This window comes from Metapseudomonas otitidis (assembly GCF_900111835.1).
Taxonomy (GTDB): Bacteria; Pseudomonadota; Gammaproteobacteria; order Pseudomonadales; family Pseudomonadaceae; genus Metapseudomonas; species Metapseudomonas otitidis.
On sequence record NZ_FOJP01000025.1, the window covers coordinates 1 to 20,579 of the forward strand.

General features: G+C 63.0%; 15 protein-coding genes, 1 pseudogene and 2 riboswitches. Of the genes and pseudogenes, 10 read left to right on the forward strand and 6 right to left on the reverse strand.

All coding sequences use genetic code 11. From position 1 onward, the window contains the following. On the forward strand, positions 1-453 hold a 453-nt coding region (locus BM198_RS26205; protein WP_074973587.1), incomplete at its 5' end, for an Imm49 family immunity protein. A gap of 228 nt (positions 454-681) precedes the next feature. Next, positions 682-1,587, forward strand: a complete 906-nt coding sequence (locus tag BM198_RS26210; protein ID WP_074973589.1) for a DUF637 domain-containing protein — start codon at positions 682-684, stop codon at positions 1,585-1,587. An 805-nt stretch (positions 1,588-2,392) separates the two neighbouring features. Here the strand turns inward: BM198_RS26210 and BM198_RS26215 are convergent. Then, a protein-coding gene (locus tag BM198_RS26215; RefSeq protein ID WP_394328360.1) for an IS3 family transposase occupies positions 2,393-3,548 on the reverse strand; the annotation gives its coding sequence in 2 pieces (ribosomal slippage) (positions 2,393-3,286 and positions 3,288-3,548; 1,155 coding nt in all). Positions 3,549-3,660: 112 nt separating this feature from the next. Here BM198_RS26215 and BM198_RS26225 point away from each other — a divergent pair. The 3 genes and pseudogenes from BM198_RS26225 to BM198_RS26235 all read left to right on the forward strand — a co-directional run. Next, a pseudogene (locus tag BM198_RS26225) lies at positions 3,661-3,996 on the forward strand (putative toxin); the annotation flags it as partial. Between the two features lie 4 nt (positions 3,997-4,000). Then, on the forward strand, positions 4,001-4,762 hold the full coding sequence (locus BM198_RS26230; protein WP_074973595.1) for a hypothetical protein: 762 nt from the start codon (positions 4,001-4,003) through the stop codon (positions 4,760-4,762). A gap of 217 nt (positions 4,763-4,979) precedes the next feature. Further along, positions 4,980-5,387, forward strand: coding sequence for a hypothetical protein (locus BM198_RS26235; RefSeq protein WP_074973597.1), 408 nt, complete (start codon positions 4,980-4,982; stop codon positions 5,385-5,387). Between the two features lie 505 nt (positions 5,388-5,892). Here BM198_RS26235 and BM198_RS30815 read toward each other — a convergent pair. The 3 genes from BM198_RS30815 to BM198_RS26250 all read right to left on the reverse strand — a co-directional run bounded on the left by BM198_RS30815 (position 5,893) and on the right by BM198_RS26250 (position 8,621). Next, positions 5,893-6,123 (reverse strand): SymE family type I addiction module toxin, encoded by a 231-nt coding sequence (locus BM198_RS30815; protein WP_074973599.1) that lies wholly within the window; start codon positions 6,121-6,123, stop codon positions 5,893-5,895. Beyond that, the gene (locus BM198_RS26245; RefSeq protein WP_074973602.1) at positions 6,098-6,718 is read right to left on the reverse strand and encodes a trimeric intracellular cation channel family protein; all 621 of its coding nucleotides are present in this window, start codon (positions 6,716-6,718) and stop codon (positions 6,098-6,100) included. The genes BM198_RS30815 and BM198_RS26245 overlap by 26 nt, the downstream gene beginning before the upstream one ends. 21 nt (positions 6,719-6,739) lie before the next feature. Continuing rightward, positions 6,740-6,839, reverse strand: a riboswitch (glycine riboswitch). Beyond that, a riboswitch (glycine riboswitch) is annotated at positions 6,840-6,930 on the reverse strand. It abuts the riboswitch before it with no gap. Positions 6,931-6,977: 47 nt separating this feature from the next. Next, positions 6,978-8,621, reverse strand: a complete 1,644-nt coding sequence (locus BM198_RS26250; protein ID WP_074973604.1) for a methyl-accepting chemotaxis protein — start codon at positions 8,619-8,621, stop codon at positions 6,978-6,980. A 289-nt stretch (positions 8,622-8,910) separates the two neighbouring features. Between BM198_RS26250 and BM198_RS26255 the strand changes: the two genes are divergently transcribed. Further along, on the forward strand, positions 8,911-9,675 hold the full coding sequence (locus tag BM198_RS26255; protein WP_139233712.1) for a glycosyltransferase family protein: 765 nt from the start codon (positions 8,911-8,913) through the stop codon (positions 9,673-9,675). Between the two features lie 78 nt (positions 9,676-9,753). Here the strand turns inward: BM198_RS26255 and BM198_RS26260 are convergent, their stop codons facing one another. Further along, positions 9,754-11,238, reverse strand: a complete 1,485-nt coding sequence (locus BM198_RS26260) for a M4 family metallopeptidase (RefSeq protein ID WP_074973608.1) — start codon at positions 11,236-11,238, stop codon at positions 9,754-9,756. Positions 11,239-11,778: 540 nt separating this feature from the next. Here BM198_RS26260 and cptA point away from each other — a divergent pair. Both cptA and BM198_RS26270 read left to right on the forward strand, forming a co-directional pair. Further along, positions 11,779-13,563, forward strand: a complete 1,785-nt coding sequence (cptA, locus tag BM198_RS26265; RefSeq protein WP_074973610.1) for a phosphoethanolamine transferase CptA — start codon at positions 11,779-11,781, stop codon at positions 13,561-13,563. A 191-nt stretch (positions 13,564-13,754) separates the two neighbouring features. Beyond that, complete coding sequence (locus tag BM198_RS26270; protein ID WP_074973612.1) at positions 13,755-14,663, forward strand: DUF808 domain-containing protein; 909 nt, start codon at positions 13,755-13,757, stop codon at positions 14,661-14,663. A 66-nt stretch (positions 14,664-14,729) separates the two neighbouring features. Here BM198_RS26270 and BM198_RS26275 read toward each other — a convergent pair whose 3' ends face one another. Beyond that, complete coding sequence (locus BM198_RS26275) at positions 14,730-15,128, reverse strand: YkgJ family cysteine cluster protein (RefSeq protein ID WP_069559939.1); 399 nt, start codon at positions 15,126-15,128, stop codon at positions 14,730-14,732. Positions 15,129-15,366: 238 nt separating this feature from the next. Here BM198_RS26275 and BM198_RS26280 point away from each other — a divergent pair, with 238 nt between their 5' ends. Beyond that, positions 15,367-19,059, forward strand: coding sequence for a DUF2339 domain-containing protein (locus tag BM198_RS26280; protein WP_074973613.1), 3,693 nt, complete (start codon positions 15,367-15,369; stop codon positions 19,057-19,059). Then, on the forward strand, positions 19,056-20,420 hold the full coding sequence (locus BM198_RS26285) for a DUF3999 domain-containing protein (RefSeq protein ID WP_074973615.1): 1,365 nt from the start codon (positions 19,056-19,058) through the stop codon (positions 20,418-20,420). The genes BM198_RS26280 and BM198_RS26285 overlap by 4 nt, the downstream gene beginning before the upstream one ends. Positions 20,421-20,579 lie beyond the last annotated feature (159 nt).

A 20,579-nucleotide genomic window follows, 5' to 3' on the forward strand; every position in this document is an offset into this window, starting at 1 on the left:
GAAAAAGATGACGTCAAGACGCCGCATTTCTATTGGCATCAATTCCAACTGGTGCTTCGCCGTGACGACGAAGCCCTGCGCCAAACCATTGCCATAGTGGCCAAAAAAGGCCGAAAACATGACAAAACACTTGCTCAAGCTGGGCAAGATTTTTTCTCGTTACTGCTCAAGCAAGACAAGGAAGGCTTGCAAGCCTTGATCGAAAACCAAGCCAAGATCAAATCGGTCAACGAACTGGAGGGTCAGTTCTTGGCAGGCTTTGCCGTGGTACACGCCAAGCTGTGCTGGTACCGAGGCATTGAAGTTCAAATTCAAAACCCCTTGGTGCCTATGGCGTTGATGCCCATCGAGTCGCTGGATGCCTACGACGTGGAATACGACTTTTTGCGTTCGAACTGGGAGCCACCGCCACCCCCGGGATTACTGAATAAAATTAAACGCTTCTTTTCCTAATCAAAAAATAGGGGGTAGATCAAGTTTATTGGTCTAGGGTTGTGGAGTTAAATGAAAAAAGTCAGTGTTTTACATCGAGCCCGCATTTCATAGTGCGAACTGGGTAGTTCGAATTTTTCTGCTGAAATGGAAGCAGCGTTAGGGCGAAGAGTCACAAGAGGAAAGCCAGAGCATCCCGGGAATACGCCTGATCTATAGTAAAAACGTGATTTTCTTCCTGTTTTTAACTTGAAGCATATTGATCAGAAGATCATCAGCCAGACCATTGACGCCATGGTGGCTGCTGATCCGCAACTGGCCTGGCTGAAGCAGGTCGAGCAGCGCGGCGATGTCGACTGGCGCCGGGTGAAAGAAATCCATGACTCCTTCAAGTACAGCCACTCTGGGTTGGGTGCAGGGGCGCAGTTGGCGATCGCTGTTTTTATCGCAGCCGTTGTTGGCCCCATGGCAATTGAAGCATTGGGCTCCGTAGGCGGTAGCGCGGCTACCAGTCTGGCTACAGCGGGAACGATCAGCACGGTCAACAACAAAGGCAACCTCGGGGCTGTTCTCAAGGAGACCTTCAGCGGCGACAGTCTGAAAAACGCAGCGGTTGCAGGCGTAACAGCGGGCCTGACTGAGAACTTCTATGACGGTGTGCTGAAGACTAAAACCAACCCGGTCACCGGCAAGGTTACGGTCGACCTCAGCAGCCTTGAGGGTATTGGGTGCTTTGCCGGCAACCAGATGCTGCAAGACGGAACCTCTGCCGTTTTGAACAAAGCCCTTGGCCGGGACGTGGACTTCAAGGATGCCTTGCAAACGGCATTGTTCAACACGATTGCAGCGGCCGCCTTCAATGCAGTGGGAGACCACACGAAGGATGCCCTGGCTGATGGGAGTCCGGGAAAAGTCGCCATCCACGCCCTTGTGGGAGGTTTGCTCAGTGAGGCAACAGGCGGTGACTTTACAAGTGGTGCACTGGCGGCCGGAGCTAACGAGGCGCTGATCGAAGACCTCAATGCCTTGGTGAAAGGTAATGAAACGCTTCTGCAAGTGTCGGTAGCGCGAGTAGTGTTCAGCAGATATCCGGGGGGAATATACGCCATATTAATGGCGCTCTTGGTGAAGCTCATGGCTGGAAAAATGCTCTAGATAGTGGTCACGTACCTGTAAAGGCTCCTGAAAAGGTTACAGCTCTAGGCGTGGACTTTTTACCTTCGACCCCAAGAGTGGCAGAGTCGTTCTTTGGGGCTCTAAGTGTCGTGGTCCAAGTGGCTATTACCCATAATCTATTCCCGAGTCGAAGTTGAAGAATTGGACTGCTGAAGCGAGGGCTGCAGTTGTCCAAATGCCAGAGGGGGCTATGAAGAACAGAATTCTGGAATCATTAGACAAAGGCAAGGTTGACGTAAAGATCTTCAGGTGGCCTCAGTAGGTGAAGTTAATGAATTGGAATAGTGTTTTTTTAATTAGAGCTTGGTCGCCGCTTAAGAGAGTAGCCGCGCAATGCTATGAGGTGGGTGATGGCTTGTACTGTGGTGGTGAAGGTATTTTTTTCATGACTCAACCCTATAATGAAAGTTTTGAGGAGGGACTTCCTGAGGCGCCTTTTGTAACGTCGGCCTATTGGGCTGCTTCCGTTGAGGCAATCAGGCATTGTGTATTGCAGGAGCTAGAAGCCTTTGATGGTACTAGTTGGCTCCCTCCGGAAGAGCTCTTGCTAGGGAGTCGTGGGAGTTACGAGGAACTATGTGCTATGGACGGGGCGTCCGAGGTGGCCACTTATCGCTCTACGGATGGTGCGTTTGTAAATAAGTCAATCTCTGTGGGTAGGTTTTGCTACTTTTTTATGGGAAGAGACATAGACCCCTATCAGATACCTTATGCTGTTGAGGTCGCTCTCGATTAGATGGTGCAAAAGGAACTGTGGTCTGTCCCGGGACTGGTGGACAGGTAGTTAAGAGCTACTGCTCGCATTTCGCCGCTCAAACTCCATCGGACTGAGATAGCCCAACGTCGAGTGGCGACGGCGGTGATTGTAAAAGCGGATGTAGTCGAACAGGTCGGTTTTCGCCTCCTGGTAACTGGCGTAGCGAGTCAGGTACACCCGCTCAGCCTTCAGCGAACGGAAGAAGCTCTCCATCGCGGCGTTGTCCCAGCAGTTCCCCGGACGTGAATGGCTGGGCACGATTCGATGTCGCCGAAGCAAGGCCTGGTAGTCGTACGCGCAGTATTGGCTGCCACGATCCGAGTGCAGCAGCACTTCTTTTTTCGGCTGTCGACGTGCAACGGCCATCTCCAGCGCGGCATGTACCAAAGCCTGCTGCATGCGGTGGTGCATCGCCCAACCGACGACAGCGCGTGAATAGAGATCGAGCACGACGGCCAGATACAGCCAGCCTTGGGCCGTCCGCACGTAGGTCATGTCCGAGACCCAGTGCCGATTGGCGCGATCCGAGGCGAACTGGCGATCCAGATGGTTCGGGGCAATCGGCAGAGCATGACGACTGCTGGAAACCAGCCGCCAACGCTTGCGCGAACGAACACGCAGGCCGGCTTCGCGCATCAGTCGAGCGACTCGGTGTCGACCACACGCATGCCCCATGGCCGCCAACTCGGCCTTGATTCGGCGATGGCCATAGATCCCATTCACCTCATGGTGGATGGTGCGGATCTCCTTGCTCAGACGCCGATTCGCCATCTCTCTCGCCGAAGGTGGCCGCTGCTGCCATGCATAGAAGCCGCTGCGGGATACCCGCAGCAGCCGACACATTGGCGCTACGGGATAGCGACCGGCCAACGCCTCGACGGCGCGGAACTTCACTTCGTGGGCTGCGAGAAGATGGCGAGCGCTTTTTTAAAACATCGCGCTCCATGGTGACCTGAGCCAGTTGCTGGCGTAGACGACGCAGTTCCGCGCTCTCGCCTCGCTGCTTGCCGTTGCCCGGAAAGGCGTCGTCACCTTGCTGCTCGTACTGGCGCTTCCATTTGCCCAACAGGCTTTCAGCGATGCCCAGCGTCTCGGCTACATGACGAAGCGGCGTGCCTGCAAGTACCTGGTCTACCGCCTCGCGTTTGAAGGATTCGGGAAAACGTCGTCTGGTCTGGGTCATGAACACTCCTTGCGGTGGACATTATCCACCTAAAGTCAGTGTCCACTCAGCGCGGGACAGACCAAACCCGGCTCATTGCAGCCATTAGCCGCATAAGAGCGGCGTCGAGTTTGAGAAGCAAGTGGTGGAAGCGTTTGACCATGTGGGCGGAGTGAAGAACACTACGCCTGTGACGGTTTCGGTCAACGGCGTTCAGGTAACAACGATTCCGGATATGTGGGGGAAATCTCTTGGTGGGATTTTGGAAGCTAAGAATGTCAAAAATCTTTCAATGTCGAACCAGTTGCGAGCGCAGATTCAACATGCTAGCGAAACAGGCCAACCCTTAAATCTTGTTGTAAGTCCTAGAACAATCAATGTTTCTGGTGAACTTATCAAGCAGGGGCGAATGACCGGTGGTGATGTTTATAGATGCAATCCTGCTACTGGTGAGTTGATGAAATTCTAATGCCATGAAGCCATATATTCAGATTTCAGTTAGAAGCAAAATCGAAACGGTTGGCTGGGACGTTGGTAGCCAGCTACTTGAGTCTTTATACTTGAATGACGGTCTGCTTACGCCAGAGTTTGTTTCGCACAATGCGGACAAAATAACTGAGGTTTTTGAAGGTAAGGAGCAAGCGGAAAGGCTCTGGGCGGAGAAGGCCTCTATAGGCGCTAATGGAAGTCTTTCGGATTTTTTTCTTGATTTTTCTTGGAAAAGGAAGAAATCCGTTAAGTCCTCTGGTCGCATCAGTCATATGTTTCGAAATATTCGAAATCAAATTATACCGGCAGATATATATCTGAATTCTGTATTTAGCGAGAAAATTGATTGGTATCAGCTCTTTAAAGTCTGGTGTGAAATATTCCCTCCCCAACTCGGCATGCTGCACTACTTCACGGAGTCGGAGCTATTGCCTCACCAGGTGAATGGAAGCTTCCAGATTGGTTCGTTCAATGCGGCACTGAAGCCGAATGTGCCAAATATTGGTTGGGCGATGTTCTACGGGAATGAATTTGCCGAGAAGGTCGATGCAGACCGGATTGCCAGTGCCGGTTTCCCTATTGGAAAGATGGGCGACGGATACTTGGTAAAGGTCACTGAGAACATTCGAGAAGTCCGTAATGATTTCCCGCTATTTTCTCGCCGACGTGCCGAGCTTAAAAATTTGTTTCCCGAAGGATTCTTCCTGATTCAGGACGAACCCGCCAGTGAAAAACCCAGCTCGTGAGTTGGGGTTTTTCTCTCTCCGCCGTAATCACAAACAGCCCTGTATTACCTATGTGCGTATCCGTTAGTTGACCTCGACAATAGCAGAGGCTACGTGAAGCTTGAATTGCCATGCGAATAATCCAGAACTGGCTAGTCAGTATTCGAAAGCGTTTACAGAGGCGGGTGTTGCAAATTTTAATTTTGTGATTACTCCAGTGAAAAATTGAGGTTGCGTAATGAGTGATCAATTTGAAGAATTAGAGCGGATACTTGGTGGAAAGCTGGAAAGAGCAGATGCCAGAACTGTTCCAGGAACTGATGGTGTAGCTACTCGAGAGGCTATTTATTTCTCTGATGATGGGAGGAATAAATTAAAAAAGCAGTTTAAGAACATAACCTGTTTTACTGAGCCGCCAAATGCAACTTGTGGTGGTATCAATGAGGCTGGGTGCGATATTACTCCTCCAGGTGGCCCCCTTTTTCATGCTGCCATATATCACGGCGATCTTGCTGGTTGGCGAAAGGACATGGAGGAGGGCGGCAAGGGGCTTGGATTACTCCTTGCTCGAATAGAGGGTGATAAGTTTGTTATTTCGGATGGGCGCTCATTTTTGCTCTCAGAATGCAAGATAGAATTCAGCTGAAAATAACGGGGCAGATTAATTTTGTTGGTCTTGGCTTATGAGGTTCAATGGAAGGATCTCTGAGTGGTTTGCTTTGACAAAACCGATAGGTTTGGGATGTCTATTAAGGTAAATATTTGTTAGTTCTCTGGATGGGATGTGGGTGGTGAGATTTATCAAGGATTGGTGAGGTTTTGGTTGCGATCTCTCCTGCTGATGCCGAAGTAGAGCTGGTAGAGAGCGAATTTTCTCCAGAGGGGGATTATGGTGAGTCCTCTGGAACCAAGCAGTAGTTTTCGCCGAGTAGTGCGAAGGTAGATAGTGATTCTCTGGATCTTTTTGTTCGGCTTGGAAGTTTATTCGAGTTAAATGGGTTCTATGCTGAAGGTAAGCCATGGAAAGGATGTGTTGTCGAGATCTGCCTGAGCAGTATGAAGATAAAAATAGACTTTAATTCTGAGTAACTAACTTGGATTTCTGTCCCGCTTGAATAAAAACAGCCCCGGCACTGCCGGGGCTATTTGTTTCACTCCGCCGTGATCACCAAACAGCCCTGCATTACCCGGATGCGTACCCGTTCGTTGACCTCGAACCCGGCCCATTGCAGCCAGTAGCCAGTAGCCGCGTAGCTTGATCCCCGGAATGAGCCGGTCCCCGCTGTGGGGTGCTTCCCCGGGCGGGAGTGGGGATAGCAATCAATGCTGATGTTGGGGCTGCAGCCGCTGGATTTTTCAGTGCTCCCACCGCCCCGGCGCATAGGAAAACATCGGCAGCGACCAGCCGAAGCGGATCGCCGAAAGGCGTAGCAGCAGGCCGACGCTGAAGGAGGCGAGCAGGTTGATGTCCTCGTTCACGCCCTGCTGGCGCAGGCCCAGGTAGAGCAGGGCGACCAGCAGGGAGACGCTGGCGTAGAGCTCCTGGCGCAGCACCTGCGGGGTGCGGTTGCAGAGGATGTCGCGGAGGATGCCGCCGAAGATGCCGGTGATGATCCCGGCCATCGCCACCACCGGCAGCGCGTAGTCCAGGCCCAGGGCGACGTTGCAGCCGATCACCGTAAAAGCGATCAAACCCATGGCATCGAGCACCAGGAACAGCTGCCGCAGGTGGTGCATGAAGCGTGACAGCAGCATCGCCGTGAGGCCGGCGCCGATGGTGAGGAAGATGTACTCGGGGTGCTGGGTCCAGCTCACCGGGTAGTGGCCGAGGAGGATGTCGCGGACGGTGCCGCCGCCCAGGGCGGTGAGGAAGGCGATGAGGCTGACGCCGAACAGGTCCATGTTGCGACGACCGGCAGCGAGGGCGCCGGACATGGCTTCTGCACAGATGGCGATCAGGTAGACAGAGGTAAGCACACAGAACTCCTGCGTTGTGCTGCCCCTCCCCCTGTCCTGTGTACCTGAGAGTTTCTACGGCGCGTGCCGTTTGCCCCTTCGGTGGGCCGCTCGCCGGCGGCCGCTCTCCAGTTGGCGATCATGGAAATCCGCAGTGACTGCTGCCTGAGCGATTATGGGAGTTTGCGCCTTCGGCGGGAGCGCATGGCGCCCCTCTCTCCTGCGGGGCGCGGAGTATATGCGTTGCACCAAAGTTGTGCGAGCGGTCAGCTTCCCTGTGTCAGGTGCGGAACACGCCCAGCCCGCTCTTCAGGGCGCGGGCCGTATCGCCCAGTTCGGCGGCGGAATGGTTGATGGCGTCCACGTCCTGGCGGGTGTGCTCGAAGGCGCTGCGCATGTCCCCCAGGCGGCCGGACATGTCGGCCACCGCGTGCTGGATGTGCTCGCTGCTGGCCAGGGCCTGCTCGACGTTGGCGTTCACCTCGCCCATCTGGCGCACCAGGGTGTCGAGGGCGTCCAGCGCCTCGTCGGCATTGCCGGCCAGGGCGCGGGAACGCTCGGCGGTGCTGCCCATGCGCTGGGCGATCTGGCGGATGGCGCCAGTCACCTGGTCGATCACCCGGTGGGCGTCGCTCAACACGCTCTTGGTCTGGCCCGCCAGCTTGCGCACCTCGTCGGCCACCACGGCGAAACCCCGGCCGGCGTCCCCGGCGCGGGCGGCTTCGATGGCGGCGTTGAGGGCCAGCAGGTTGGTCTGTTCGGAGATGCCAGCAATCATCTGCAGCACCTGGCCGATCTGCTCCGCCTCGCGGCTGAGGCCGTCGAGGTCGGTGGCCAGTTCGATGTTGGACGAGGTGCTGCCGTGCACGTCGGCGATCAGCTGCTGCAGCTCCTGGTGGGCCCGGCTCAGCTCGCTGCTGGTGCGCTCGAGGTTGCTGCGCACCGCGCCGGCCAGGTTGGAGGATTGCCCGGCGGCCTGCTGGATGGACTGGCCGTGATGATCCACGTCCGCCAGCTGGTGGGCGGCCTGCTGGATCTGCTGGGTGATGTCGTCGGCGCGGCGGAGGAAGGTTTCCGCCAGCTGCTGGTTGCTGTCGGCCATGCCGAGGGCGCCGGCAAGGGTCTGGCGCAGGTCCTGCAGCAGGCCGGAGAGGCGCGTGCCCATCTGCCCCAGCTCGTCCTCGCTGGTGACGGCCAGCGGGCGGGAGAGGTCGCGGTTCTGAGCGATCTGGTTGAGCTGGCCGGTCAGGCCGCGAATGGCGTGCACCAGCATGCGGGTCACCAGCCAGGACAGCAGCAGGCCGATGCCCAGGGTCACGCTGCCGATCAGCAGCAGGCTGTGCAGGCTGTCGGTGATGGCCTGGTCGAGGCTGGTCAGGGTCACGTCCACGCCGACGACATAGGGCTGGCCGCTGGCAGTGCGCATCGGCAGGAAGATGGAGCGGAAGGTCCCGTAGCTGTCGGTGTATTCGTCGAACTGCGCCTGGCCGCTGCGGGCCGCCTGGATCACCGCCGGGCTGGCGTCCTTGTACTCCTCCAGGTGCTTGGCGTAGCTGTCGCTGGCGATCTCGTCGCCGCTGGCGCCGTCGGAGAGGTAGAAGACCCGGCCGCTGCCGTCGACCATCAGGGTGTAGGCGAACTTCAGGCCCACCTCGCCGGCGTACTCGCCCAGGTTGCGCACCTGCTGCAGGTACTCGCCCTCGCGCAGGCCGTCGGCGGTGCGCGTGCGTTCCAGATAGTCGTTGCCCAGCAGGCGCGGCACGGCATGGCCGGCGGCGCGCAGGCGGTTGTCCATCTGCTCGCGGATGTCCAGTGACTTCACGTACTGCGCGTAGCTGATGAAGGTGGCGATGCTGATCAGGTTGACCAGGGTGATGGCCAGCAGAATCTTGGTCTGCAGGCTGACAGAACGCAGCGACGGCATGAGGTCAGTTCCATCCGAGAGGGGAGTCCGGCCGTCGTTGCGCCGGCCTACATTTTGTTTCGGAATACTCTGACAGAACTTGAATGGCAAGTGGCCAGGTCGTGCCTGGGATTTCGAAGATTTTCCCCGCTCCCTGGCCGTTCCTTTGTGTGACGCAGGCCCTTCGCCAAACGGCCGGCGCCGGTAAAATGGCCACTCGCCATCACTGGGGTGGCGGCATGTGCGCAATGGGTTGAGCAGTAAGGGTGAGGGGCCAGTGATCGGTGCCTTGCCATGGAGATGCAAGCCAGTGACTGGCCTGACGGTAGTGATTCTCGCCGCGGAGAGCGGCGTAAAGCGTGAGCGCTGGACCCGGGAGTCCGCGCCCAAGCAGTTGATCGAGGTGCGTGGCGAAACCCTCCTGGGTCGCACCCTGAGGATGCTGGAGGCCCGTGGCGTGCAGCGCCCCTGGCTGCTGACCGCGGACGAGACCCTCGCCCGCCTGCCGGTACGGGCCTGGTGCCCGGTGCGGCGCGACACCAAGGCCCACAGCCTGTTGTCGATCCGCCCGCTGTGGCAGCGCGGCGACCTGCTGGTGCTCTACAGCGATGTGTATTACTCCGAGGCGGCCTTCGAGGCGATCTTCGCCGACGCGGGTACCCGCTTCTTCGGGCGCGACGGCCGCAGTGCCTACACCTTCAAGAACTACGGCGAACTGTTCGCGCTGCGCATCGCCTCGGCGGACCGACCCCGGGCGCGCAAGGCCCTGGAGGCGACCGTGGACTTCCACCGGCGTACCGGCAATCAGAGCTTCTGGACCTTCTACCGGCTGATGGCTGGGTTGCCCCTGGAGGACATGAAGGCCATCGAGCGGGATTGCTTCGTGGACATCCACGATGAGACCGACGACATCGACTTCGTCGAGGAGGTGCCGCAACTGCTGGCAGCCATCGACAAGCCGCTGAGCTGGCGGGTGCGTCATCTGCTGCGGCGCCTCAGCCTGCTGAACAAGAAGCGCCGGGATCGCAAGCGGCTCGCCCTCGCCGGGGCGGGCTGTGCGCAGCCATCTGCCTAGGCGGGTGGTACTTGTTCAGCCTGAGAAGACGCATGACCCCGGCAGGTCAACCTGCCGGGGTCATGCGTCAGGCCTGGATTACAGCGTTGTCTTGCAACTCACGCCCACGGCCTTGAACGCGGCGATCACGTCCGCCGTCGACCGGCTGCGGTTCTGTGCCGAGCGGATCACGCCGCAGGCCCCCTGGTCGTAGGTGCTGGTCTCGGTCCAGTAGAAGCGGTTGGCGTCGACGAACACTTCGAAGGCCTTGCGGGTGTTCCAGCCGGTGGACTGGGCCAGCAGGTAGAAGGCCCGGTTGTACACCCCGCTGGCGTGGTGCACGTCGATGCCGTCGTAGTAGTCGCTGGCGTTGTCGATGGAACTGCCGTCACGGCTCGGCTGGTCCATGTAGCGCAGTGAGCCGGTGCCCTTGAAGATCTCGGCGCCCACCTTCCAGTCGTTCTGGCCTTTCATGTAGTACTCGGCGGCCTCGCCGGCCATGTCCGAGAAGGCCTCGTTCATGCCGCCCGACTGCCCCTCGTAGACCAGGCCGGAGTTCAGCTCGGTGAAGCCGTGGCTGACCTCGTGGGCCGACACGTCGAGGGACACCAGCGGGTAGAAGCGGCTCTTGCCGTCGCCGAAGGTCATCGCCTGGCCGTCCCAGAACGCGTTCTCGTAGCCGTTGCCGTAGTGGACCTTCATGTACAGCTTCTTCTCGTTCAGCGGGCGCAGGCCGCCGAACCAGTTGCCGTACATCTGGAACACCACGTTGCCGAAGTAGTGGGCGTCGTTGAGGGGCGAGTAGGCGCCGTTGGTCAGCTTGTACTCGTTGTACGGGCAGGCGAAGCGGAAGGGCTTGGTGCTGGTGTTGCTGGTGCTGTTGCCGAGGTTCACGGTGATCACGTCGCCGCTGTTCATCTCGCAGCGGTCATTGACGATCAGCGGGCCGTACTGGGTGCCGTACAGGTAGCGGCCGGTCTTGGTGTTGCCACCCGGGCCGGTGGCTTCGGCGTGGGCCAGGCCCTCCCAGCGGCGCAGCACCTCGCCGGTGTTGGCCTCGATCATCACGTGGGGCCGCGACGGCTCCGGCCCGCCGACGAAGAACGAGACCACATAGGCTAGCTGGGCCTGCTTCTGCTCGTTCAGGCGCACCACCAGTTCGCTCTGCTCATTGCTCACCGGCTGGCTGGTGTTCACCAGGCTGCGGGCCTGCTGCAGGGCCTGCTCGGCGCTGAGGGTCGGGGTGGCGTCGCGCACCAGGTCCTGCTCGATGCCGGCCACCAGTCGCCCGGCGCGCCGGGGCTGGCTGCCGGTGGCGGCCTCAGTGATGGCCTCGCCCCAGACGCGGACGCCCTTGTAGTACTGCTGGTAGCGGGTGACCTGCGTGCCGCTGGGCAGGCGGGTGCTCGATTCCTTGACCAGGTCATCGTCCGCCACGCCGAGGGCGGCGCGGATGTCGCCACCGGCCAGGCCGGAGCGCGGGGTGGGGAGGGTGGATACGTCGATCAGTTCCGCCGCGAATCCCATCGCGGGGGTGGCCAGGGCAGCCACGATCAACGAGTGCTGGAACAGTTTCCTTTGCATGGCGTGGTTCTCCTTTTTTGTTGGGAAACGGAGGGTGACTCCGTGTTGCTCCGGTGGCCTTGTGGGGGTGAGAGCGGAGCGAGACACCGCGCTGGCCCGGTGGGTGGCCCGGGCCAGGGCGATGAGCGCTTAGATATAGACGGGTGATTTCGAATATCAAAGATGTTCGAAGAGAATTTATTGATATCGAGTCAATTCGAAGAACTTAAGTCCTGCTTAAATCCTAGTGCGACAAGGGTTTCGCTGGGATGACCCAAATTGGTGCAGTCAGGGAAGGCGACGAAAGGACGTGCAGCGAAGGGCGGGAGGTCGCCTGGAGCGTTATAGCCGGCTTCGACCTCTTTTGCGATGCCGTTGGTCAAGTCGGCATTTTCGCCATGGCGTCCGTTAACCATGTCAGTTATATGGCAGCTTGATGTTATTCGGATTCGTGCCCCCTGTAGGACTTCACTTTGACGAAGTTTTCACAGCGCCTTGGGCACAGTCCTTTCGGATAGCGCCGACCCTGTCGGTACCCGAAGCTCGAACTGGGGAGTGTGTATGTCGCAAGCACAGGTTGCAGGGAAGCATGGAAAGGTCGACTGGGCCGGTATCGGCCGGTTGTTCCTGTACTTCTGGCTGTTCTCCGGTCTGACCCAGACCCTGATCCTCGCCACCGGCACCAGTGGTTTCACCGGCTTCCGCCAGGCCTTCCTGCTGAGCGGCCTTTGGCTGATCCCGGTGCTGCTGTTCCCCGCCCGTACCCGGCTGATCGCCGGGGTCATCGGCGTGTTCCTCTGGCTCGCCTCCCTGCCGGCGTTCTTCTACTTCCTGGTGTACGGCCAGGAGTTCTCCCAGAGCGTCATCTTCATCATGTTCGAGTCCAACACGGCCGAGGCCAGCGAGTACCTGACGCAGTACCTCGCCTGGTGGATCCCGCTGGTGCTGTTGGCCTACGCCGGCGTGGCCTGGCTGCTGTGGCGCGGCTTGCGACCCATCTACCTGCCCCGGCGCACCGCCTGGGTGACCAGCCTGGTGCTGGGCATCGCCCTGCTGGGCTACCCGGTGACCCGGCAGATGATGGTGAACGCCAACATGGACGAGGCCATGGACGCCATCGACAAGCGCCTGGAGCCGGCCGTGCCCTGGCAGCTGGCCGTGGGCTATCGGCAGTACCGCCAGCAGTTGTCGAACATGCAGGACCTGCTGGAAGGCAACCGCGCCGTCGCCACCCTGCCGGGCCTGAAGGACAGCCTCGGCAACGCACCGGCCACCCTGGTGCTGGTCATCGGCGAGTCCACCAACCGCCAGCGCATGAGCCTGTACGGCTACCCTCGCGCCACCACGCCCAACCTCGACCGCCTGCGCAGCGAGCTGCAGGTGTTCGACAACGTCGTCACCCCGCGCCCCTACACCATCGAGGCGCTGCAGCAGGTGCTGACCTTCGCCGACGAGCAGCACCCCGACGCCTACCTGTCCACGCCTTCCATCGTCAACGTGATGAAGCAGGCCGGCTACAAGACCTACTGGATCACCAACCAGCAGACCCTGACCAAGCGCAACACCATGCTCACCACCTTCTCCAAGCAGGCGGACGAGCAGTTCTACCTGAACAACAACCGCAACCAGAACGCCCGCCAGTACGACGACGACGTCTTCGAGCCGTTCTCCAAGGTCCTGGCCGAGGACGCCCCGCGCAAGTTCATCGTGGTGCACCTGCTGGGTACCCACATGAGCTACCAGTACCGCTACCCGGAAGCGTTCGAGCGCTTCACCGACCGCCAGGGCGTGCCGCCGAACGTCACCGACGACCAGCTGCCCACCTACAACAGCTACGACAACGCCGTGCTGTTCAACGACCACGTGGTCTCCACCCTGATCGGGCGCTTCAAGGCCACCGACCCCAACGGCTTCCTGCTCTACCTGTCCGACCACGGTGAGGCGGTGTTCGACCCCGAGCACCCCACGGTGCTGGGCCGCAACGAGGCGGCGCCCACCTCGCCCATGTACACCATCCCCTTCATGGTCTGGAGCAGCCCGAAGTGGAAGCGTGACCACCCGCAGCAAGTGGCCGGCGTCGAGTCGCGTCCGCTGAGCAGCAGTGCGCTGATCTACACCTGGGCGGACCTGGCGGGCCTGCGCTTCGACACCTTCGACCCCAGTCGCAGCGTGGTGAACGCCGCGTTCAAGGAGCGCCCGCGGCTGATCGGCAACCCGGACCAGCCCAAGTCGCTGATCGACTTCAGCCTGATCAAGCCGAAGCCAAAGGCGCCCGCCCCGGTGGAGGTGGCCCGTGAGGGCGATGAGGTGCCGCTCAAGAGCGGCCCGCCCAGCACTCGGGGCTGACCCCCAGCGGCCCGCGTCGGATGACGCGGGCCGTTTCGTTTCACCCCCTCGTCCGATCGCGCCGCTTTCCCATGAACGGTGAGGGCGTCTTTTTTGTCGGTTTTTTCCATCCCGTGCATGGAATGGGGCAGGGCGCTGTTGCATCATGCCGCCCCAGCGTTCCACCGCCCCAACCGACGAAGGATTCCCCCATGGCCGGAGCCAGCCTGCTCACCCTGATCGACGATATCGCCAGCGTGCTCGACGACGTATCCCTCATGACCAAGGTCGCCGCGAAGAAGACCGCCGGCGTGCTGGGAGACGACCTCGCCCTCAATGCCCAGCAGGTTTCCGGCGTGCAGGCCGAGCGTGAGTTGCCGGTGGTGTGGGCCGTGGCCAAGGGCTCGGCGGTGAACAAGGCCATCCTCGTGCCGGCCGCGTTGCTGATCAGCGCCGTCGCCCCCTGGCTGGTGACCCCGCTGCTGATGGTGGGCGGCGCCTACCTCTGCTTCGAAGGCTTCGAGAAGCTTGCCCACAAGTGGCTGCACAGCGCCGAGGACGACGAGAAGGCCCATGCCGAGCACGTCGACGCCCTGGCCAAGAGCGACGTCGACCTGGTGACTTTCGAGAAAGAGAAGATCAAGGGCGCGATCCGCACCGACTTCATCCTCTCGGCCGAAATCATCGCCATCACCCTCGGCACCGTCAGCGAGTCCAGCTTCGCCGTGCAGGTCGCGGTGCTGGTGGGCATCGCCGCGATCATGACCGTGGGCGTCTATGGCCTGGTGGCCGGCATCGTCAAACTCGACGACCTGGGTTTCTACCTGGTGCGCAAGGCCAGTGCGACGGCCCAGGCCATCGGTCGCGGCATCCTGCGGGCCGCGCCGTACATGATGAAGGCGCTCTCGGTGATCGGTACCGCCGCGATGTTCCTGGTCGGTGGCGGCATCCTCACCCACGGTATCCCCGCCGCCCATGAACCCATCCATCACCTGGCCGAGGCTGCCGGCTCCATGGGCGTGGCCGTCCCGACCCTGGTCAACGGCGTGGTCGGCATCCTCGCTGGCGCCGTGGTGTTGATGGGCGTGAGCCTGGTGAAGAAGGTGCTGGGCAAGGGCTGACCTTCAGCCGCTGCGCGTTCCTGGGCGGAAGCCCGGGCTGCAGGCGTTCCGTCCGGGCTAGGGCGATCAGGCCTCGATCGGCTTGAAGGCGCAGTAGCCGGGGCGGGGGCCGATCTTCGGGTGGTTGCGACAGGTTTCCGGGCGCTTGTCGTAGATGCTGCACAGGCGCGTCTTGCGGTTCAGGAAGTAGCAGTCGTTGTTGCTCATCCGCGTCAGGGTGAAGAGCCCGGTCTTCTGGTTGAAGCGCTCCACCACCCCGTCCTTCATCAGCCGCTTGGCGATGTTCTTCAACGGCTCGCCGCGCTCGAATTCGTCCACCAGCTCCATGCGGATCAGGTCGCTCAGGCGGGCTTCCACCGGCATGGTGCAGCAGCTGGAGACGCACGCGTGGCACATGCTTTTTTCGTAGCGGATCCAGGTTTCGGTGCGATCGAGATCGGCGCCGACGATCAGCAGGGTCTTCATGTCAGGGCAGGGTCAGGGCTTGGAGGGGCGCGCATCATAGCGGGATTGGCCAATTTGTGAACAGCGCGCCGCCGACCGGCGCGTGACGGCCCGAATTTCCGTGAAATTGCTGTGTCTGTGAGGCAACCGGCATTCGTCTGTAGGGAGCGGCACCTTGCGCCGAATATACTGGCGCATCGCCGCAAGGCCCGGCCTCGATGCCGGCACGGCGACTTTCTCACTCTCGGGAAGACAGCGCATGCAATGGATTTTCATGCTGGTCGGCTTGGCCATGGGGGCGGCGGCTGGTGAATCGATCACCGGCGCCTTGCTGGGAGGGCTGATGGGCCTCGGCCTGGGGCAGGCGATCCGCCTGCAGGGCCTGGGGCAGGAAAATGCCCGCCTGCAGAAGGAACTCCGCGAATTCTCCACCCGCTTCGAAAAGGGCACCGAAGCCCTGTTCCAGCGCCTGCTGGAGGTGGAGAAACGCACCGCCGAGCAGTCGACCCGCGCCCCGGTGGCCGACGCGCCGCCCGCCCCGCCGGTGGAAACGCCCGCCGCCGCGCCTCAGCCCGAGGTCACCGCCCGGCCCGAGCCGCAGCCTGAAGAGACCGAGCTGGTCTGGGAACTGCCGGCCGACGTGGAGCCGCCCGTGGCTGCGCAGGTCGCCGCCGAGGGGCCTGCCGCGCCCGAAGCGCCGCTGGACTGGACCCTCGAGCCCCTCCCCGAACCCGTTGCCGCCGCCGAAGTGGCGCCTCAGCAACCGGAACAACCTGCACCACGCCCCATCGTCCGGCATGCTCCGGCGCCCCGCAGCGAGCCGGGTTATCGCTACGAGCCCTCGCTGTTCGAGCGTGGGTTTGCCGCGGCCAAGGCCTGGCTGTTCGGCGGCAATACCGTGCTGCGCGTCGGTGTGCTGCTGCTGTTCCTCGGCCTGGCCTTCCTGCTGCGCTACGCCACCGAAGGCATGGTGGTGCCGATCCAGGTGCGCTACGCCGGCGTGGCGGCGGCCGCCATCGCCCTGCTGGGGCTCGGCTGGTGGTTGCGTCGCCGCAACCCGTCCTATGCCTTGATGCTGCAGGGTGCGGGGATCGCGGTGCTGTACCTGACGGTGTTCGCGGCCATGCGCCTGCACCCGCTGCTGGACCCGAAGGCCGCGCTGGTGCTGCTGGTGGTGGTCACGCTGTGCTCGGCCGTGCTCGCGGTACTGCAGGACGCCCTCGGCCTGGCCGCCGCTGCGGCGCTGGGCGGTTTCGCCGCGCCGATCCTCACCTCTACCGGTAGCGGCAACCATGTGGCGCTGTTCTCCTACTTCGCCCTGCTCAATGCCGGCATCTTTGCCATCGCCTGGTTCAAGGCCTGGCGCCTGCTCAACCTGATCGGCTTCGTCGGCACCTTCGGCATCGGCATGGCCTGGGGCATTAACAGCTATAAGCCGGAGCTGTTCGCCAGCACCGAGCCCTTCCTGGTGCTGTTCTTCCTGATGTACGTGGCCATCGGCCTGCTGTTCGCCCGTCGGCGCCTGCGGGAGGCGGCCAACGCACCGACGGAGCGCGACGCGCTGTTGAACTGGTCGGTCCGCCAGGGCGACTACCTCGACGCCACCGTGCTGTTCGGCCCGCCGCTGGTGGGCTTCGGCCTGCAGTACGCGGTGATCCGCCACCTGGAATTCGGTGCCGCCTTCAGCGCCCTGGCCCTCGGCCTGTTCTACATGGTGCTGGCGCGCCTGGTGGCCGGGCGCACCGCCGGCCGCGCGCTGCTGCTGGTGGAAACCTGCCTGGCTCTGGGCGTGGTGTTCGGCACCCTGGCCATCCCGCTGGGGCTGGACGCCCGCTGGACCTCCGCCGCCTGGGCGGTGGAAGGGGCTGGCATCTTCTGGCTCGGCCTGCGCCAGGGCCGCCCGCTGGCCCGCGCCTTCGCTCTGGCCCTGCAGGCCGGCGCGGCGCTGGCCTTCATCAGCGGCCTGGAGCTAGGCGAAGACAGCGTGCTGGAAGGCTCGCCCCTGGGCGCCCTGATGCTGGGCGTGGCCGGCCTGTTCAGCTACTGGCAGCTGCGCATCACCCCGGCGGACCGCCTGCGCAGCCACGAGCCCGGCCTGCAGCCGGTGCTGGCGGCCTGTGGCCTGGGCTTCCTCTACCTGATCGCGCCGCTGTGCTGGTACGCCGAAGGCACCGCCATCGCCTGGGCGCTGGCCGGCCTGGCCACGCTGTTCGCTGGCCTGCGCCTGCGTTCGCGCACCTTCCTCTTCGCCGCTTTCGCGGTGCAGTTGTTGGGTGGGGCGGTGTTCCTGCTGGGCATCGACCGCGACAGCCTGGGCGCCGGCGGCGCGCTGGGCTGGCGCAGCCTGATCACCGCCTCGCTGATTGGCCTGGCGCTGATCGGCGGCATGCTGGTGGCCGCGCGGGACGAGATGGTGCGCGACGACGCGCGCCTGCTGCGTGGCATGTCCGTGGTGCTGCTGGCGGGCCTGGTGTTCATCAACCTGGCGGTGCTGTTCGTCCTGCCGTGGCGCTCGGCCGCCGCCGTCTGGGGCGGCAGTGGCCTGCTGATCATCTGGCTCAGCCTGCACCTGCAACTGCGCGCCAGCTTCGTCTTCGGCCTGGGGCTGCAGGCCGTGGCCGGCATCACCTTCCTGGCGGTCAGCCCGCTGCTGCTGGGTGAGCTGAGCAGCGAGGGGCTGCGCCCGCTGGCCCATGCCGGCTTCTGGACGCCGGCCGTGCTGGCCCTGGCGGCGCTGGTGGGGGCCTGGCGCCTGCACCGCGAGCACCGCCGCGAAGACCCGCGCCTGCCGGGCGTCAGCCTCGGCCACCTGGCCCAGCTGCTGCTGGTGTGGAGTGCCGGCTGGTGGGCCCTGGCGGGGCTGTCGGAGATCATCCGCTTCGCCGAGCCGGCGCTGCGCGTGCCCCTGGCGCTGGTGCTGGCGGCCCTGAGCGTGGCGGCCTGGTCGCAACTGGCGCGTCGTGAGCGCTGGGAAGGCCTGGCGCTGCTCTGCCTGCTGCTGGTGCCGGCGGCACTGGTGGCCCTGCTCGGCGCCTGGACGCCGCGCTACCACCCGGCGGCCGACTTCGGCTGGCTGGGCTGGGGGCTGGTGTTCGCCGCTCACCTGCTGGTGCTCAAGCGCCTGCATGACCTGCTGCCGGAGGGCGCGCGCAGTGCCGCCCACGTGCTCGGCTGCTGGTTGATCCTCGGTGTGCTGGCGCTGGAGCTGCGCTACCTGCTCCTGCTGCTTTCCGAGCACTACAACGCCTGGCGCTGGCTGGGCTGGGCGCTGCTGCCGAGCCTCTACCTGCTGGCGATGACCCGCCTGCCGCGCCTGCCCTGGCCGGTGTCCGCGCACCCGCGCGAGTACCGCCTGTGGGCCGCGCTGCCGCTGGCGCTGATGATGCTCGGCTGGTTCTGGGTGGCCAACGCCTGGAGCGACGGCAGTGCCGATCCGCTGCCCTACCTGCCGCTGGTCAACCCGTTGGAGCTGGGCCTGCTGTTCGCCCTGCTGGGGGTCAGCCTGTGGCTGCGCGACTACCTGCCCGAGTTCGGCCTGGGCGAAGACGTGGAGCGCTGGCTGCCCCAGGTGGTGGTGGGCGCCTCGCTGTTCGCCCTGGCCACGGCCGTGGTGTTCCGCACCGCCCACCACTGGGGCGGCGTGCCCTTCACCCTGCAGGCCCAGCTGGATTCCATGTTGGTGCAGGCGGGGCTGTCCCTGGTCTGGACCACCATCGCCCTCGGCCTGATGGTTGGCGGCCACCGCCGCGTGCACCGCGAGCTGTGGCTGGTGGGCGCGGCGCTGATCGGCGTGGTGGTGGCCAAGCTGTTCTTCGTCGAACTGGGCAACCGGGGCGGCCTGGAACGCATCATTTCCTTCATCGGCGTCGGCGTGCTGCTGCTGGTCGTCGGTTACTTCGCGCCCTTGCCGCCCAAGCGGGGCGCCGCTGAAACGGAGCAGGTCAGTACATGAGTCGTCTAACCCTGTTGCTGGGCGTCTGCCTGGCAGTGGCCAGCCCGGCATTCGCCGCCGAGAAACTCGCCGACTACACCGCCCAGGTGCCGCTCAAGGTGGAGGGGCAGGGCCCCTGGTACCGCCTGGAGCTGCCCATGGCCCTGCAACTGGCGGCAGCCCATGGCGACCTGCGCGACCTGCGGGTGTTCAACGCCGAGGGCGAGCCGCTGGCCTATTCGCTGACCCGCAGCGAAGGCAGCACCGCCCGCACCGAGCAGGCCCTGGACCTCAAGTGGTTCCCCCTGCGTGGCCCGGCCAATGTGGACAGCGCGCCCCGCGTGCGGGTGGAGCGCAGCACCACCGGCACCCTGGTGGAAGTGGTGCCGGAGGAGCCCGCCGCACCGGGCGAGCGCCTGCGCGGCTGGCTGCTGGACGCCAGCGCCGCCCAGGGCCCGCTGGAGCGCCTGGTGCTGGACTGGACGACGGGCGAAGAAGGCTTCCAGCGCTTCTCCATCGAGGCCAGCGACGACCTGCAGGACTGGCGTCCCTGGGGCACCGGCCAACTGGCCCGGCTGAGCTTCGGCGGGGACCGCATCGACCAGCGTGAAGTGGCGCTGCCGGGCCAGCCCGCCCGCTACCTGCGCCTGTTGTGGCTGGACGCCGAGGCTCCGGTGCTGTCCGACGCGCGGGTCACCACGGCAAGCCGCGAGAGCCGCCCGGCGCCGATGGTCTGGTCCGATCCGCTGCCGGCGCGCAGCGAAGGGGAGGGTGAGTACCGCTGGGACCTGCCGCTGCCCATCGCCGCCGAGCGCCTGCGTTTCGCCCTGGAGCAGCCCAACACCCTGGCACCGGTCCAGCTGCAATCGCGCAACGACCCGGCCGGCCAGTGGCGGCCGCTCACTTCGGGCCTGCTCTACCGCCTGCCGGGGGAGGGGAAGGAGAACGTCCATGACGAGCTGATCCTCTCCGGCTGGGACCGCATCCAGCAGGTGCGCCTGAAAGTGGACCTGCGTGCCGGCGGCTTCGGCACCCAGGGCCCGGCGCTGCGGGTGGGCATGCGCGCCACCGAAGTGGTGTTCCTCGCGCGGGGCACCGGCCCCTTCGTGCTGGCCGTCGGGCGCCCGGCGGCCACGTCCTCGGCGCTGCCGCTGGGCACCCTGGTGCCCGGCCTGCGGGATGACTCGCTGGCGAAGATGGGCCAGGCGCGGATCGAGGGCGACTTGCGCGTCACCCAGGCCGTGGCGGAGGAGAAGGCCGCCGTCCAGGCCGAGCAGACCGACTGGAAGCGCTTCGGCCTGTGGGCCGTCCTGCTGCTGGGCGTGGGGCTGCTGGTGATGATGGCGGTCAGCCTGCTGCGTACCCAGAACAAGGGCGCATAAGCGGCGTTGTTGCCACCATCTGTCACATGAATGGTGGCTTTTTGCTGTATCGTTGCCCGGTCGCGCGGCATGGGCCGCGCCTCCCTTCCAGACAGGTTCCGACGCCGTGAAACGCGCTTCCTCCCCGCTGCCCCATGCCCTTGTCCGGCGTGCCGGGGC